The organism is Bacteroides acidifaciens (genome assembly GCF_903181435.1).
GTDB lineage: Bacteria > Bacteroidota > Bacteroidia > Bacteroidales > Bacteroidaceae > Bacteroides.
This window is the reverse complement of record NZ_CAEUHO010000001.1, coordinates 704,920-722,302: the sequence shown is the minus strand read 5'-3', so window position 1 is coordinate 722,302 and position 17,383 is coordinate 704,920. Positions and strand designations below refer to the sequence as shown.

Genomic DNA, 17,383 nt, shown 5'->3' with positions numbered 1-17,383 from the left:
CACTATTGAAAGCTAATTGAAAAAGATAGCATTAATAAAATAACTGATTATCCCAGACTTTTTCAGCGTCAGTCTGTACATAATTCTTATTTGTATAGATACGAATCCAATCAATTTCCATTCGAGGCGTATTATCATCCGTTTCACAATTGGCAATACCTTTCAGTACATTATCCCAACCTTCAGGTGCTTTACCAGCAGCCCGTTCCGAGCTTTCAGCCAATCTCATAAAGAAGTAGAGACCGGCACTGCCACCGGCAGCAGTAGCAGGATCAGGATTAGCAGTAGCAGGAGTCCCAGCCTTATCGAATGGCCACCTGTCAGGAGATTGTGTACGATTAACGGTCAGATTGGTTGCTCCATTAATACCTAAATTGATTATATTTTCATCCACAAGTTCCACCCAATATATATTCCATTCATTCACTTGAGGTATTGCTACACTCTTTGAACCTATCTCATTATCAACAGTTACAGCCTGAGTAATTACAGAACCTTGAGTGTTCTTGAGAATATCAATCTCATCTTTCGCGTTCGGAAGGGAATTTTTCTGATTTTTAAGTCCGATTGTCGGAACAAACCCAGTCCGTATTCCTCTCAAACGCGCCTTCACTTCAATTCTTATACCAGGGAAGAACCGAGTATGTTGTGGGGCAAAAATACCACCAAATTTAGAACATTGCAATGCAGCGACACCGTACTCTTTGGTAGCTGTCATAACACCAGTCCCCTGAACATTTTTATCTACCCACATATTTAAAATACCTTCATTGGTTATATTTGTACATTTTGCATTATTCACAGCTTGTATTTTCTGTGACGGTCCATCATTAATATTAGAAAAAGCCCAAGAAATACGATGTCCGAAAGCATTAGGGGCGTTACTTCCACCACTAAAACTACTATTAATATAATGGAACTCTATCGCATTGCATAATACCCAATCTTTATCTTTCAAAGCCGAAGTGGGATGAGCGCTATTCTTATTCATAGCTATTTTATCTCCCGTAAACCAACTTTCAATTGCTGTTTTATTTTTATCAGACATAAACGGTCTATCCGGGAATTCATACACCTTCGTTATATCAAACAGATTAGGATCTCCCATAGATTCCAAATCAGTCATAGTTATAGTCAGAGTAGAATTTATCATCGGATTCGCTGGAGAATCACTCTCCAGATTCAATACCAGTTGCAAATCCCCTGTCATTTCAAAATCCTGTTTAATAATCACAGCATCACTTTTTACTGAAGTTCGTCCTGCAGGAATTGTTAATGTAGACGGTAAATTTTCATACCTATCTCCTTCCCCTTCTTTCGGAGTAATTTTCATATTAAGAGGTACGGAACTTGGTTTTTCAATCTTTGCAATTAATACAAACTTACCACCTTCCATTACTACATTCTCCGCATTGTTCTCCAAAGATGCCATTATCCGATAATAATCGGAGACCTTGATAATCTGACTGGAGCCTTCCATCTTATAACCACGGGCAAAAGCCGTAAAGTTTATAGCAGTACTACCCGTCAGTCCGGATGCCTTTACCGGAAAATCCACCTGAATCTGTTTCTCCCCCTTCGGAAAAGTAACGATTCCATTGAACTGTTCGAATACATTCGAAGCATCCTCTGCTCCGGCTTTCGCCGTAAAGTAAATATCAAAATCTTCATTTGCTACAACCTCCTTGCCATCAGCATCCGGTTCCACATTAATATTCACTTTCAAGTGTTCGCCCATCGCAAATGCGTTGTCATTAATGCTCATCGTTAATGGCACGATTTCCGGTAGAGGATGGTATTTCGTTTCTTCCTCACACCCAGTCAACCCCATGGCCAACAAGCATATCGGAAATATTTTATATAATACGTTCTTCATATCTTTATCTATCTAATTATCATAAATGAATTTTATTCAGTTCCCTTACTTAGTCGGCCATCCCGGATTCTGATTCAGCTCATGGTCCATCTGGATCTCATCCGGTGGTATGGGTAACAAGTAATCACGATCTTCATTAAACTTGTAGCCTTCAGGCAAGTACTCTTTCAACGGATCCATCCATCCTTCATTATCTGTCAGTACATGATTCAGTCCTTCTTTCCGCAATGCAGGCGAAAAGCTCAGATAAAGCACACCGTCTTTGCCCAAATAAGCACCACGCCCACGTCCTTCCACACTTTTCAACGTTCCGGCTACCCTCCAACGCATCAGGTCATCCAAACGAAAACCTTGCAGAGACAGCTCTGAGCGTCTTTCCCGACGTACCTCCTGCACTGCCGGCGGCAGGCCTTGGAAAGGGAAGTGAGGATCAGCCACCGGAGTAACATAGGCCACACCGGCTCTTTGACGCAATGGCTTTAATGTTTTCTCTGCCACGTTATCGTTATACTGCCCCAATTCGGCAGCGGCTTCAGCATAACAAAGCAATCCTTCGGCATAGCGGAACATGACATGAGCTGTTTCACAATTGCCGGTTACATAGGTCGTATCAATGCCAAGGCGAGTATGGAACCCGGTCACGTTCTTGTAAATACCATCCCCATTCAAGCGTGGAGATGAAATATCTTTATTCTTTTCCTTTTGTTCTGCTTCGGTCCCTGTCTCGTCATACACTCTCACATTCATCAAGCTATTAGACTTGAACTTACAACCAGTATGCATCACCATAGCCAAAAGTCTTCCGTCACGTTCTTTAAATATCTCATTAAAGTCCTTATACTTTTCATCGGTCGGATCAACCGGCGTACCATCCACATTCAGAAAATTATCCACCAAAGACTTGGATAGTCCCGAAGGCTTCACATTATCTGTTACTCCACCGCTAAGCTGTTGAGTAACTGTATTGAACACACCATCAGCTATTGAATATTTTTTCCAAAAAGTCACTTCGCTAATGTTGGAAAGATCGTTTGAATTGAATAGCTCCGAAAAAGCGTCATCTATATTGGTAGCTTTCGGATTGGTCGCTGTCATATGCAAAGTCAGTCCGGCCGGGAACAAATATTGATCTCCCCAATTCATCACTTCCTTAAAAAACTCTTCAGAGTTATCTTCCGTTGCAAAATCAGTTCCCTTGTGATACTTCTCCCACGAACCTTCGTACAAAGCAACTCGCATAGCCAGAATCATGGCCGTTTCTCTGTTGACACGCAATCCACTGTATTTACTACGGGAATGTAAATTAGCACGAGCCTCCGGTATCAATCCAATAGCCGCTTTCAAATCGTTCAGGATAAAACGGGCTGCATCCGCACGTTTTGTCGCAGGAATTTGTAAACCACCCAATGTAGCATTACCGTCCCAGAAATCATCCATAATGGGAATATTACCAAAACGTGTGAGCAGATAGAAGTGCCAATAAGCACGGAAGAAATACGCTTCCCCTCTCAATGAAAGCACTTCGTCCGTTTCGTCCACCTCGGAAACTGCGTAATAATGGAAAAAGTAATTCACCATACGCAAGTTTTTATAACCTTTATTCCAATCGTCAGAGCCACTGAATTGATTATTCTCTCCATTCAGGCGCATATCATACTTTTCCGAAAGGATATTGTCACTATTCACCTCTTCTCCTCTGACACCAATACCATATTGAGCCGGAGCCGGCAGAGAAGTATACAAATTATTTATATAGCTTTCCACATTCTCTCTGGTCTTCAGGAAATCTTCATTGTTAGGCTGCGTATAGGGTTTACGGTCCAAATAGTCGGAACACGCCGACAACAGTAAGCCTGCAAAAACAGTCAGGATAATTATTTTATTTTTCATGATAGCGTTCCTCTTTAATTAAAATGTAAAATCAAGTCCAAACACGAAATTACGGTTCATCGGATACACCTTTCCGTTACCATTCTGATTTTGAGCCGAGGTAAGTCCCGGAGCAGCCGCGTTACTTCCGCCTGCCCACGTGTTCACCTGATTAAGGGTTTCCGGATCAAACTGATTCGGCAGTTTACTGATGGTAAACAGGTTATCGCATGTAAAGTATACTTTCAGGTTACTTAGTCCAATATTCTTCAACAATTGAGGCTTAAAAGTATAAGATACTGTCAAATTCTTCATACGCATATATGCCGCATTCAGCATATAGCGGGTAGTATTATATCCCGTATTGGCACTCGTAGTCTGAGTATCAGTTGTCAATCGAGGTAAATATCCATTAGGATTCTCGGTGCTGAAATAATCGAGATGCTCTTTGAACCATTCTTTACCACCGAATAGGTAAGTACTGGCGGCCATCGGAAAATCTCTCTTGGCAACTCCTTGTAGTAAAGTGGATATTTCAAATCCCTTATATCCTACGTTTAGATTGATACCGAAACTGTATTTGGGAGTAGCATTACCGATAATTTTCAAATCACCATGGTCGGCCAATGTACCCTTACCCGGGTCCACTTTACCGTCACCGTCGGAATCAATGTATTTCAAGTCGCCTCGTTGCCACTTATCGCCGGACTTAAAGAAACTAAGATCTACTAGTCTGAGATATGCGTCCACTTCGCGATTGGACAGAAAAAGATCATTCGCTTCATATCCCCAAATTTCACCTATGTCCATTCCTTCATAATATCCTTTATTAGTTGCCAAACCGGTATGATTGTTGTATATCAACCCCTCCGAATTATTATATTTGGTGACAACAGCTTTGTAATTGAATACATTGAATCCTATGCCATAGCTAAAGCCACATTTTAGCTGGTCCTGCCAGTTTACAGACAATTCCCAACCACGATTTCGCAAAGTAGCGTTATTGACTTTCGCACGGTCAGCCGTACTAATACCTCCGAGATTCGGAATAGCTTCAGCAGGACCAATCATGTCGCGTGTGGTACGCTGATAGATATCAGCAGTAACAGACAATCTGTTATCCAACAACATCAAGTCGAGACCTAAGTTGGCATTGTCTACCTTCTCCCACGTAATATACGAACTGATCATCTTAGGCGTAGTGGCTAAAGTTCCTTTTTGAGGAGTAGCTTGCACACCGGGTAACAGCCAAGCATTAGGTGAATCGGAGGTCAAACTCTGAATCCCGAGGTAATCGTAGAGTCCCGCTCCGTTCTGATTACCCAAGCGACCGTAAGAAACACGTACTTTCAATTGAGAAACCGGCAGATTCAGCGCTTTGAAATAGTCGGTACGAGAAATGTCATAACCGGCTGAAAAAGAGGGGAACAATCCCCAGCGATTTCCCGGAGCAAAACGGGAAGAACCGTCATAACGTCCACTGAATTCCAGAAAATAAATCTCCTTGTAATTCCAATTCAGTTTAGCGTACATACCCATTGTAGCCCAATGCGTCCGGTCTTCACCTGCCAATACTTGCCCGTTAGCATTCACAAAAGAGAATATATCACTAGTCAGCAATCCGTCTTTATAAGTATAACCATTCGAATTTTCTTGCAGTTCCATCTGGAAACCCGCCATCGCCTTAAAGAAGTGGTCGCCCCAAGCATGTGTGTAGGATGATGATACGTTTGGAGACAGGTAGTAGTTGAATGTATTACCGCGTGTATAAGAGCCCCAATTTGAGTTTTTCCAGTTCATGCCCGGATATTGATATCCCTGTTTGGTTCCCTTGCTTATATCCAACGTTCCGTCAGGTTTTTCGGCAGTAGGATATCCGCGTTTGAAGTCATTGTTTTCCACATCGAAGCGTACTTTCATTTCACCTACAATATCCCACCCTTCCAGCGGAGTAATCGTAGCGGCAAACGACATCGCATCAGAAATTCTGTTCTGCACATAATGCGATTGTTTCAGATAACGGTATTCGGAATTGTCATTATATTCCGACTTTACAGGAAGATGGGTCGGAGAATTCGGAAAGCTGCTTCCGATAGTTCCATAAAAAATGGTCTGGTTAGCCATCGGACGCTTCAGTATATTCAGTGAAAGGTTATTATTGAAATTAAACTTCAACCATTTATTGGCTTGGATCTGAAACTTCGAGTTTACATTGTACTTACTCAAGTTATCGTCTACTTGATCCAGTAATCCTTCTTGGTAAATATATCCCAAACCCACGTAATAATTAAATTTATCAGAACCTCCCGTTACGCTCAGATTATGAGAATGGCGGATGGAAGCTTTTTTAAAGTAGTAATCATACCAGTCGGTATTGGCATACACAGCATCTTTAGAACCTGCCCAACCGGTACCGCCCGCATTAGGTCCTATGCCCGGGAACTTTTCCGAATAAGGATTCTCCATAAAGCCCTGCATCTTTTCGATGAGCGCATCAGGAATCGAGTGTTTTACTCCATCGTTATCATCTCGTTCGTTCAGATAATTGGCAAATTCAATGGAATTCATCATTTGGGGCATATTAATAGGAGAACTGAATCCTACAGTACCACTGTAAGATATACGTGTTTTTTCCTTTTTACCACTTTTGGTAGTGACGATAACCACACCATAGGCGGCACGTGCACCATAAACGGCAGCAGAAGAAGCATCTTTCAATACACTGATGGTTTCGATGTCGGCAGGATTCACGTTCTGCAGACTTTGCTCCACTCCGTCTACTAGTACATAAGGCTTGCCTCCATTGATAGAACCGATACCACGAATATTGAATTTAATTTCGGCACCGGTCTCACCACCTACACCATTAGCAACCGCATCAGAAGAGAAGTTTAAACCGGCTACGTTACCCTGAAGGGCACTCGTGAGGTCAGTGACCGGACGGTTGACAATAGCATCGGAACCTACAGTAGCCACCGCCGCCGTGATGGTGCTTCGCTTCTGTTTGTCCATACCTACTACTACCACTTCATCCAATACTTTTGTATCCTCTTTTAACGTAAATCGATTGCCTTCTGCTTTTGTCACCTTTATTTCAAGGGGAGTAAAACCGACATAAGAAATAACCAATGTGTTACCTACTTTCCCTTTCACGGAAAAGTTACCGTCAATGTCAGTCAGCGTCCCATCTTTAGAACCTTTCACCATCACTGTAGCACCGATAATGGTTTCACCTTTATCATCTACCACCTGTCCTTTTATCATTTGTTGCTGTGCCAACGCACTCAAAGGAAATGATAGCAGGAGTATCAGAAACAGAATCAAAAATTTCTGTACTCGCATGAACTTCTTTTTTTCCATAATATTGTATTTGATTAATTTAGATTCTCTTTTATTCCGTCGGATTCGCATAATATTCAAACTCTTCTTTTATGACCTTCAACAAAGACTTGTTATTGGTTATGTCAATATCTGTTGCCAAATCCCAACTCATAATGCCTGCATAGTCTTCTTCACAGACATATCTCGCTTTCTTACGAATCGTTTCTATACTGTTGAAAGTATATGTATTTCCTTTATATGTATATGTATCTTCATTCGTAGTAGCCAAACCATCATTCACGAAATCACAATAGGCAGCAGTCAGACGACCCGTAGAACCATAGAAAGGCACTCCCATCACCAGCTTATTCTTAGGGATTCCATATGCCACAGCTGCTTCTCCATCTTTTACAAATTGCTCGTAAGGAAAACGCATCACTGCAGGACCGTAACATTGATAAGAGATAAAATCCAAAGCATCAATAGCTTCCGGGGAAATTTTAAAAGAAACCGGATGCAACGATGCGGTGAAGTAAACATACGTTCCTAATGTAGAACGCATTTGGATTACAGTTGCACTATAATTATTATATTCACTGGCATTTGCAGGCCATTCAAAATCAAAATCAACCCCATTAAAATCATATTGTTCGATAATCTTCTTCACCTCGGAAGCAAATCTTGTGCGGGCAGTGACATCAGCCATCATCTTTTTCCATTCTCCACCGGCAATGCCCAAGCGCAATCTTCTATCTCCCTGTTGTCCCTGTAAAGCGATACGTATATTATTCAAACGCCCCAACCAGGAATGTGAATCCTTGCCAGGTTTCGTGGCATCATCATATTTCCAGTAAGCAAGTATTTTTGAATTATTCCAATTGTCAAAGGTGATAGGATTTCTACCTGATGTACCTACTACCAGACTGCTTACAAAAGTTTCATCTAAATAACCTTTAAATTTATCTCCAATCAAAAAATCAGTACGTGTATTAGGTACTTCCTTAGGAAGAGCACCTACAAAACTTATTGCAGTATTGTTTGTATCCACATAAAGTTTCGCCGTTCCCTGTTCATAAGTCAAACCAATATAGTGCCAACCTGTTGCCAGATCAGGAGTGGTAACGGTTGCAACCGAACTTCCAATAGAAAGTTTCAAACTATTAGCTGTCTCACCCATTTGAAAAGCAATGATCGTGGAGTTTCCATCCATTTTCTTAAAGAGAAAAGCTCCGTCCACCCATTCACTTATATATATATAGGTACCAAAGGTGAATTTATTAAAGGCTCCATCAGCAGAGTGAAGTAATCCATCACCGCCATTCATAAGACTTGTTCCTTCAAATTTAACCACTCCATTACGACCTTGAAAAGTGCCAGTATGAGATACGTTTGTCATCGTTGCATCATTCAATGGCAATTCAAAAGCGACCTCACCATTTGCATAAGGACGCGCCGCCAAATAAATCAAATCTGTACAAGCACCCATACTAGCTGCTGAAATACGGTTTGTTTCAAAAAAATCCCCCCGAATGTAAGAGCAATTAATGAATGATTTTACAGTAGGCTCATCCGGTTCTTCCGATTCACCAGGTTTTCCAATGATTGCACCTTCAGGAGGAGTACCAGTTGGAACGTCTACCCATTTTGTGTTTTTACAAGCTGTCAACGTTCCAAAAAGGAAGAGACAAAGAAATAGGAATTTGTTTCTCATAAATTCAATAATTAAGATTACCTTTATTTAATAGTTGTGCTGTCCCTTTTGACAATCACCGTCACAAATGTAGGATATATTAAAGGTAAAGAATGTTCTATTTTAGCTACTATTTTTCCAATTTTGTCTAAAACCATCCATTTCATCGATATCTTTAGACATCATAGACACTGTTTAAACATCATGCGAATAAAAAAAGAAAACGAAAATATTCGTTTCCAAATATTCCTGCCTCTTTTATATTTTAGACTAATGTAACTACAATAAATTTCTTGTGAAGATATATCATAGGCTTTCTATATCAGAAGACTGAAGTTCAGCACATTTTTAATCCAAGCTCTCAACAGCCATACTCTTTCAAAGCCTGCATCAATTTTGCACCATTAATGGGTTTTACCAAATAATCATCGCAACCTACTTCCAAGGCGACTACCCGGTCGGCTTCAAAAGCATAGGCAGTCAGTGCAACAATTAGGATACGGTTATTGAACTTTCGAATCTCGAAAGATCCAGTATGTCATTTATCAACTTCAGTAGGTTTCGCCATTCATTATTTCCAGTTTGTCTTTACCGGAAAGGCTCGGAATATCAAACAGGCTGCGCCCCAGAAGCTCTTCCCTGTTTTTTATCCCCATTGATTGTAATTCTGTATGGTTAACTTCAATCATGAAACCACTCTTATCGTATAACTCCAGACCTACAGATAAGTTCTCAAAGATATTATACAATAAACTATCAGCTGCCCCACTTGCTAAAGCTAAGGGAGATTCATTTCTCATGCTACAAAATTTATGTAGTTCAACAATATTGTCTGTTCGTCCAAACAAACTTACACAAATCTTTCATACTACAATGAAAAAGAGGCAAGAAAGTCCCTTTAGGTGTTTTCATGTAGCACTTTGATAGCAAACATTATTATTTTAAAGATTCAAAACCTTTTATAAATTCTTCCGCCTTAGCCAATGTCTCCGGCTTTCCGATATCAATGAGATGGAGTTCCTCAGACAGAAAACCAAAGAAGGCGGTTTGCCGACAAGTAGCAAGATAGAAATCCATGATAGAGAATTTACCTTCCCAATGTGGGGCATCCATCCACTGAAAGATGGCAGGAGAAAGAACGTGAATACCACTGAATGCATATTCTCGATAGAGAGATTCGTCATACTGGAAACCGTCCGGTTTCACTTGTCCCGTATCCTTATTAATCCATCCGCAGAGTTTCTTCTCCGTATCAAAAAGCAGATAACGGGAAGTTTTACGCTGGCTGGCTAATAAAGTGGCGACACCGCTATTCTGCAAATGATAATCATAGAGTTCTTTCAAGTCAATATCCGAAAGAATGTCTACATTGTGTACAAGAAAAGGCTCATTAGAATTTTCAAAGAAAGTACGGGCTTTCTTTACTCCGCCACCTGTATCGAGAAGCAAGTCACGTTCGTCGGAAATGTGTATGGTAAGCCCGAAATTATCATTCGCTTTCAGGAAATCAAGTATTTGCTCACTGAAATGATGGATATTAATCACTATCTCGGTAAATCCGGATGCTTTCAGTTTCAATATTACATGCTCCAACATCGGTCGCCCCGCTATAGGAACAAGAGCTTTGGGCATTGTATCGGTCAGTGGTTTCAGCCGGCTGCCCAAACCGGCTGCAAATATCATTGCTTTCATACAATCTTTTTTATACGGTTGCTTCGAACGTACGTTCAATATTCTGTTCGCGATGCACCAGTTCTACTTTTACCCCGAATTTCTGATTCAAGTGCTCTGCCAGATGCTGGGCTGAATACACAGAACGATGCTGCCCACCTGTACAGCCGAAGCAAACAGACAAGTTACTGAATCCGCGTTCCATATAGCGTTTCACGGAAGCATCCACCAAAGCATAGACATTATCAAGAAAATGAAGGATTTCTCCATCTTCTTCAAGGAAAGTTATTACCGGCTCATCCAATCCGGTGAAAGGTTTGTAGCGTTCATACTTACCGGGATTATTCACGGCACGACAATCGAACACATAACCGCCGCCATTTCCTGTCGGGTCTTCAGGAATCCCCTTTTTATAAGCGAAGCTCATTACCTTAACTGTCAGTTGACGCTTTTTCAAATCGTCAGTGAATTGCTTCAATCCGGTTAGTTCACGTAACACTTTGCAGAGATACGGATATTCAGGATATTCTTCTTTCAGTAATTCACGCAGGTTCGCGATGGCATAAGGAACACTCTGAATAAAATGAGGCTTTTTCTCAAAATAGCCGCGGAAACCGTATGCCCCCAATACCTGCAAGGTACGGAAGAGAACAAAGTGGCGGAGCTGGCTATAAAAATAAGGCTCGTCAATTGGCTGGTATTTGCGAAGGGCTTCTATGTATTCCTGCAAAAGTTCTTTACGAAGACTATCGGGATATTTCGCTTTAGCTTGCCACAAAAAAGAAGCAACATCATAATAAAACGGCCCCTTACGCCCGCCCTGAAAGTCAATAAACCAAGGCTGTCCGTCTTTTATCATCACATTACGACTCTGAAAATCACGGTACATGAAAGTAGCGGAAGAACTGCGCAACAGAACATCACCCATTTTCTGAAAATCATCTTCCAGTTTGTCTTCTTGAAACTCCATTCCGGTAGCTTTGAGGAAACAATATTTGAAATAGTTCAAATCCCAAAGGATAGAACGCAAGTTGAACTCCGGCTGGGGATAGCAACGGGAAAAATCGAATCCGTCGGCTCCGGCAAACTGAATGGCAGGAAGCAGACGAATCGTTTTGCGGAGCAACTCTTTCTCTTCTTCGGAAAACACACTAGTAGCGCGTCCTTTTTCAATGGCATGAAACAGCAAAGTGTCACCTAAATCTTCCTGCAGATAACGGTTTCTATCTTCCGATACGATATAAACTTCGGGAATAGGCAGGCCGCTTTTACGGAAATGCCCTGCCATATAAAGAAAAGCTTCATTCTCATCGATAGAAGTTCCATGCACTCCGATTAATGTCTGCACGCCCGACAATCGGAAATAACGTCGGTTGGAACCGGAAGAGGGCAATTCTGTTATATTTTCAGCGGGAACGCCCGTATATGCCTGATAAAGTTTCTGTAGTTCTTCGGTAATCATAGTTGTATATTTTCGAGCAAAGATAGGGATAAAAACTAAAAAATAAGAGAGGTGATTTAACTAATATTCATCCGAATACATTATCTTTGTTTCAGTTAAACTGACCTGATTCCATGAAAAAAAGAATCTTTGTACTACTATGCGTAGCATTTATCACACAGTTCGCCGGCATTCTCTCTCTTCAAGCCGGACATTATTACTATAAGCAAATCTCTCTGAAAGACGGATTACCGTCTACTGTACGGTGTATCCTGACGGATGAACAAGGCTTCATATGGATAGGAACCCGTTCCGGACTGGGGCGATATGACGGACATGAACTTAAAAAATACGTTCATCAAACAGACAATCCTCACTCCATTCCTCATAATTTAATCTATCAGATGATAGAAGACAAGCAAAATAACATCTGGATTCTGACAGACAAAGGAGTGGCACGCTATCAACGGCAGAGCGATGATTTCTTTATACCGACAAATGAAACCGGAAATAACATCATCGCTTATTCTGTTTGCCTGACAAAAGACGGAGTCTTGTTCGGTTCGAAAAACAAGATATTCTTCTATAATTACCAAGATTCCTCTTTCCGTCTCCTGCAATCTTTCGACCTGAAGCCGAATTACAACGTAACCCTGCTGAGTCTTTGGGATAAACATACACTGCTCTGTTGCAGCCGGTGGCAAGGTTTGATCCTGCTCGACCTAAAGACCGGAAAATGCAGCCGTCCGCCTTTCGATTGCGGAAAAGAAATTATGAACGTATTTATCGACTCACAAAAAAAGATATGGGTGGCTCCTTACAACGGGGGACTGAATTGCTTCACCCGTGATGGTAAGTTGCTGGGCACCTATACTACCCGCAATTCATCCCTAAGCAATAACGTCGTATTAAGCCTCGCCGAACGGGAAGGGCAAATATGGATTGGAACAGACGGGGGCGGCATCAATATCCTCGACCCGGAAACGAAACGTTTCTCTCTTTTGGAACATATCCCCGGAAGAGATAATTATTCGCTTCCCGCCAACTCTATCTTATGTCTATACAACGACCGGAACAATAATATGTGGGCAGGCAGTATCCGCAACGGGTTAATCAGCATCCGGGAAGTTTCCATGAAAACCTATAAAGATGTGTTACCCGGCAATGACCGCGGACTAAGCAACGCTACTGTCCTAAGCCTTTTCCAGGAATCTGAAAACCGAATATGGACAGGAACGGACGGGGGTGGCATCAACAGCTTCAATCCGGTTACGGAGAAATTCACCCATTACCCTTCTACATGGGAAGATAAGGTGGCGTCTATCTGCGCGTTTACTCCCGGCAAATTATTGATTTCTCTTTTCTCGCAGGGAGTATTCATTTTCAATCCGGCAACTGGAGAAAAACAACCTTTCACCATTGTCGATGCTGAAACAAACGCCCGTCTTTGCAACCGGGGAAAAGCCGTAAATTTATTACAAAACACACCGCATAGTATCCTATTTCTAGGGGAGCATATCTATAAGTACAACCTGAAAGAGCAAACTTTCAGCATCGCTACAGAGCAGGAAGGACAAGATATTATCGGTGCTCTCCTACCAATCGGCAATTATCAGGAGCATACTTATCTGAGCGATACAAAACATATTTATGAACTGGATAACCGCACAAACCGGCTGAAAGCCCTGTACTCTTGTCGGAAAGACACGATTATCAATTCTGTTTCACGGGACGAAGAAGGCAATTTTTGGATTGGAAACAATTACGGATTGGTACATTACAGCCCCAGTACAAAGACAAAGACTCCAATACCGACTTCCCTGTTCGGCGAAATCACCCTGATAGTATGTGACCAACAAGGAAAAGTATGGATAGGAGCCGACAGTATGTTATTCGCCTGGTTGATAAAAGAAAAGAAGTTTGTTCTTTTCGGAGAGTCGGACGGTGTTATTTTGAACGAATATCTTTCCAAACCCCAATTATTAAGCATACAGGGAGATGTGTATATGGGCGGTGTAAAAGGTCTGCTGCATATCAACTGCAACCTTCCTTTAACGACATCCGAACTTCCCCAACTTCAGTTATCGGATGTTATTATCAACGGAGAATCCGTTAATAACGAGTTAAGCGGCACCCCGAAAGGTATCTCCGCGCCCTGGAACAGTAATATCACTATCCGGATTATGTCGAAAGAGGAAGATATTTTCCGTCAGAAGGTGTATAAATATCAGATAGAGGGTCTGAACGACCAGCAAATCGAGTCCTATAATCCCGAACTGGCTATACGCTCACTGCCACCAAGAAGTTATAAAATCATGGCTTCCTGCACTGCAAAGGATGGTAGCTGGATTCCCAGCCAGGAAGTGCTTGAACTTACGATTCTTCCGCCCTGGTATCGCACTTGGTGGTTCATCCTTAGCTGCGCGTTTTTGGTTACTGTTATTATTATAGAAACGTTCCGAAGAACATTAAGACGTAAGGAAGAAAAGTTAAGGTGGGCTATGAAGGAACACGAACAACAGGTGTATGAGGAAAAAGTGCGTTTCCTTATCAATATCAGCCACGAACTTCGTACTCCATTGACACTGATACACGCTCCACTCAGTAGGATATTGAAATCGCTCTCTTCCGATGACAATCAGTATCTTCCGTTGAAGGCTATTTACAGACAATCACAACGCATGAAGAACTTGATAAACATGGTGCTTGATGTACGCAAAATGGAAGTTGGAGAAAGTAAAATGCAGATACAGCCTCATCCATTCAACCAATGGATTGAGCACGTTTCACAGGACTTTATCAGCGAGGGTGAAGCCAAGAATGTACGAATCCGCTATGAACTCGACCCACGGATTGAAACTGTCAGCTTCGACAAGGACAAGTGTGAGACTATTTTAAGCAATCTGCTTATTAACGCCCTGAAACATAGCCCCGAAAATACGGAAATTACAATTACTTCTGAATTACTTCCCGAAGAAGGCAGAGTACGTGTCTCCATTGCCGACCAGGGCAACGGATTGCAGCAGGTAGATACCCGGAAGCTCTTTACCCGCTTCTACCAAGGAACGGGCGAACAAAGCGGAACGGGAATCGGGCTATCTTATTCTAAAATTCTGGTTGAGCTGCACGGCGGTTCCATCGATGCCCGTAATAACCAGGAAGCAGGTGCCACTTTCTTCTTCGAACTGCCACTGAAACAGGGAACCGAAGAAATTATCTGCCAGCCCAAAGCATATCTGAACGAACTGATTAGTGATGACAAGAATGAAAATATACCGGATGAAAATAATTTCGATACAACTTCCTATACGATTTTAGTAGTGGATGATAATCCCGACCTGACGGATTTCCTAAAGAAATCATTAGGGGAATACTTTAAGCGAATCATAATAGCCGCGGACGGCGTGGAAGCGCTGAAACTTATCAAGAACCATGCCCCGGATATTATAGTCAGTGATGTGATGATGCCCAGAATGAACGGATACGAACTTTGTAAGAATATGAAGGAAGATATTACTATCAGTCATATTCCTATCATTCTTCTGACGGCAAGAGATGATAAGCAAAGCCAGTTGAGCGGATACAAGAATGGAGCGGACGGTTATCTGACAAAGCCTTTCGAAATAGAGATGTTGATGGAAATCGTCCGCAATCGTCTGAAAAACCGGGAATCTACCAAGAAAAGATATCTGAATGCCGGATTAATCCCCGCAGCGGAAGAAAGTACGTTCAGCCAGGCAGACGAAACTTTCCTGTTGAAACTGAATCAAATCATTCAGGAGAATTTGGACAGCAGTGGCTTAGATGTCTCTTTTATCTGTAAAGAGATAGGTATGAGCCGGGCTTCGCTTTATAATAAGCTGAAAGCGCTGACTGATATGGGAGCCAATGATTATATCAATAAATTCAGGATGGAAAAAGCGATAACGTTAATCACCGGTACAGAAATGTCATTTACGGAAATCGCCGAGAAGGTAGGATTTACAACTTCACGCTATTTCAGTACGGCTTTCAAGCAATATACGGGAGAGACGCCGACACAATATAAGGAAAAGCGGAAACAGGAAAGGAAAAACGAATGACAGCCTTCCTGACAGTAGTATAGAAAAACGGTGAACATGATGCAGTTATAATCTGCCTGATGTTCACCGTTTAGCCTATATATTGAGTCTTACTTACTCTCAGCCATTCACTTTCTTATAGCCTTCCAGGAATTTCTTCAATCCCGAATCCGTCAACGGATAATTCAACTAATGTTCACGCTGGTTTTGCGTACCCTTGATACCTTCTTTCGCCATGAGCGAAGGGTTGGTAGTCACTCCGTCAAGTACTCCGAGGTCATACGCCTCTTGAATCTGCTCCAAATTGGCCGTGTCAATAAAAAACTTTATACTTCTAATTTTTAATGGCTAACTATCTAATAGTCAAAGATAAGTATTTATTTCCATTCAACCAGGATTAAGCAATTGTTATTTCCGGGTCAAGATACACATCCTGAATGGTATTCAATAACTCTACGCCTTCATTCATCGGTTTCTGGAACGCTTTACGTCCGCTAATCAATCCCATACCACCGGCACGTTTATTGACTACGGCAGTGATGACAGCATCACGCAAGTCTGATTCTCCATGAGATTCTCCGCCGGAGTTAATCAATCCTACACGTCCCATATAGCCGTTGGCTACCTGATAGCGGCAAAGGTCAATCGGGTGTTCGGAACTTAATTCGGTGTACATACGTTCATCGATTTTACCGAAGCCGATAGCTTTAAACCCACCATTATTAGTAGGAAGTTTCTGTTTCACAATATCCGCTTTGATAGTGACTCCCAAACGGTCGGCCTGCCCAGTGAGGTCGGCAGCGGAATGATAGTCCACAGCACCTTTCTTGAAATCATTGTTACGCAAATAGCACCAAAGAATGGTTGCCATACCCAGTTCGTGCGCATATTCAAAAGCCTCGGCAATCTCCACCAACTGACGACGGCTTTGTTCAGAACCGAAATAGATGGTTGCTCCTACAGCTACCGCTCCCATATTCCAAGCCTCCTTAACCGTACCGAACATCACTTGGTCGAAGCTGTTTGGGTAAGAAAGCAACTCATTGTGATTCAGTTTCACTATGAAAGGTATTTTATGGGCATATTTACGTGCCACTGAACCAAGAATACCAAATGTGGAAGCTACCCCGTTACAGCCGCCCTCAATAGCCAGTTTCACGATATTTTCCGGATCGAAATAAATCGGATTCGGAGCAAAGGATGCCCCGGCGGTATGCTCAATATCCTGGTCGACAGGAAGTATGGATACATAACCGGTATTTGCCAGCCGTCCGTGTCCCAATAGGGTTTGCAGGCTGTTCAATACGCGTATGTTCCGGTCGGAATCAATCCAAACCTTATCTATTATATCGGGAGACGGAACATGAATCAATGATTTATCAATGGTTTCGCAAGTGTGGTCCAGGTAATAACAAGCCTTATCTCTTAGTAATTCAACTACTTTACTCATAACT

Annotated in this window: 9 protein-coding genes and 2 pseudogenes; 1 reads left to right on the top strand and 10 read right to left on the bottom strand. The window is 42.0% G+C overall.

Annotation, left to right across the window (positions count from 1 at the left end; translation table 11 throughout):
* Nucleotides 1-31: 31 nt before the first annotated feature.
* From CLIN57ABFB40_RS02805 to CLIN57ABFB40_RS02770, 8 genes and pseudogenes are all read right to left on the bottom strand, one after another.
* Nucleotides 32-1,876, bottom strand: a complete 1,845-nt coding sequence (locus tag CLIN57ABFB40_RS02805) for a DUF5006 domain-containing protein (RefSeq protein WP_175628787.1) — start codon at nucleotides 1,874-1,876, stop codon at nucleotides 32-34.
* Nucleotides 1,877-1,921: 45 nt separating this feature from the next.
* On the bottom strand, nucleotides 1,922-3,766 hold the full coding sequence (locus CLIN57ABFB40_RS02800) for a RagB/SusD family nutrient uptake outer membrane protein (RefSeq protein WP_175628786.1): 1,845 nt from the start codon (nucleotides 3,764-3,766) through the stop codon (nucleotides 1,922-1,924).
* A gap of 18 nt (nucleotides 3,767-3,784) precedes the next feature.
* Nucleotides 3,785-7,105, bottom strand: coding sequence for a SusC/RagA family TonB-linked outer membrane protein (locus CLIN57ABFB40_RS02795; RefSeq protein ID WP_175628785.1), 3,321 nt, complete (start codon nucleotides 7,103-7,105; stop codon nucleotides 3,785-3,787).
* A 31-nt stretch (nucleotides 7,106-7,136) separates the two neighbouring features.
* Complete coding sequence (locus CLIN57ABFB40_RS02790) at nucleotides 7,137-8,777, bottom strand: glycosyl hydrolase family 18 protein (protein WP_175628784.1); 1,641 nt, start codon at nucleotides 8,775-8,777, stop codon at nucleotides 7,137-7,139.
* Between the two features lie 340 nt (nucleotides 8,778-9,117).
* Nucleotides 9,118-9,291: pseudogene (locus CLIN57ABFB40_RS02785) on the bottom strand (response regulator); the annotation flags it as partial.
* 16 nt (nucleotides 9,292-9,307) lie between these two features.
* Nucleotides 9,308-9,556 (bottom strand): hypothetical protein, encoded by a 249-nt coding sequence (locus tag CLIN57ABFB40_RS02780; RefSeq protein ID WP_175628783.1) that lies wholly within the window; start codon nucleotides 9,554-9,556, stop codon nucleotides 9,308-9,310.
* A 136-nt stretch (nucleotides 9,557-9,692) separates the two neighbouring features.
* Entirely contained in the window at nucleotides 9,693-10,448 is a 756-nt protein-coding gene (locus CLIN57ABFB40_RS02775; protein ID WP_175628782.1) for a nucleotidyltransferase family protein, read from the bottom strand.
* A 10-nt stretch (nucleotides 10,449-10,458) separates the two neighbouring features.
* On the bottom strand, nucleotides 10,459-11,889 hold the full coding sequence (locus CLIN57ABFB40_RS02770) for a phosphotransferase (RefSeq protein ID WP_175628781.1): 1,431 nt from the start codon (nucleotides 11,887-11,889) through the stop codon (nucleotides 10,459-10,461).
* Between the two features lie 113 nt (nucleotides 11,890-12,002).
* Between CLIN57ABFB40_RS02770 and CLIN57ABFB40_RS02765 the strand changes: the two genes are divergently transcribed.
* Complete coding sequence (locus tag CLIN57ABFB40_RS02765) at nucleotides 12,003-15,950, top strand: two-component regulator propeller domain-containing protein (protein WP_175628780.1); 3,948 nt, start codon at nucleotides 12,003-12,005, stop codon at nucleotides 15,948-15,950.
* Nucleotides 15,951-16,121: 171 nt separating this feature from the next.
* On the opposite strand, the pseudogene CLIN57ABFB40_RS02760 reads toward CLIN57ABFB40_RS02765, so the two are convergent.
* Both CLIN57ABFB40_RS02760 and CLIN57ABFB40_RS02755 read right to left on the bottom strand, forming a co-directional pair.
* Nucleotides 16,122-16,259, bottom strand: a pseudogene (locus tag CLIN57ABFB40_RS02760) (transaldolase family protein); the annotation flags it as partial.
* Between the two features lie 67 nt (nucleotides 16,260-16,326).
* On the bottom strand, nucleotides 16,327-17,379 hold the full coding sequence (locus CLIN57ABFB40_RS02755) for a class I fructose-bisphosphate aldolase (RefSeq protein WP_175628779.1): 1,053 nt from the start codon (nucleotides 17,377-17,379) through the stop codon (nucleotides 16,327-16,329).
* Nucleotides 17,380-17,383: the final 4 nt, after the last annotated feature.

Coding starts and splice junctions, on each gene's coding strand:
- CLIN57ABFB40_RS02790 (WP_175628784.1), bottom strand. CDS start 8,777: ATGAGAAACAAATTCCTATTTCTTTGTCTCTTCCTTTTTGGAACGTTG.
- CLIN57ABFB40_RS02780 (WP_175628783.1), bottom strand. CDS start 9,556: ATGAGAAATGAATCTCCCTTAGCTTTAGCAAGTGGGGCAGCTGATAGT.
- CLIN57ABFB40_RS02765 (WP_175628780.1), top strand. CDS start 12,003: ATGAAAAAAAGAATCTTTGTACTACTATGCGTAGCATTTATCACACAG.
- CLIN57ABFB40_RS02800 (WP_175628786.1), bottom strand. CDS start 3,766: ATGAAAAATAAAATAATTATCCTGACTGTTTTTGCAGGCTTACTGTTG.
- CLIN57ABFB40_RS02755 (WP_175628779.1), bottom strand. CDS start 17,379: ATGAGTAAAGTAGTTGAATTACTAAGAGATAAGGCTTGTTATTACCTG.
- CLIN57ABFB40_RS02770 (WP_175628781.1), bottom strand. CDS start 11,889: ATGATTACCGAAGAACTACAGAAACTTTATCAGGCATATACGGGCGTT.
- CLIN57ABFB40_RS02795 (WP_175628785.1), bottom strand. CDS start 7,105: ATGGAAAAAAAGAAGTTCATGCGAGTACAGAAATTTTTGATTCTGTTT.
- CLIN57ABFB40_RS02775 (WP_175628782.1), bottom strand. CDS start 10,448: ATGAAAGCAATGATATTTGCAGCCGGTTTGGGCAGCCGGCTGAAACCA.
- CLIN57ABFB40_RS02805 (WP_175628787.1), bottom strand. CDS start 1,876: ATGAAGAACGTATTATATAAAATATTTCCGATATGCTTGTTGGCCATG.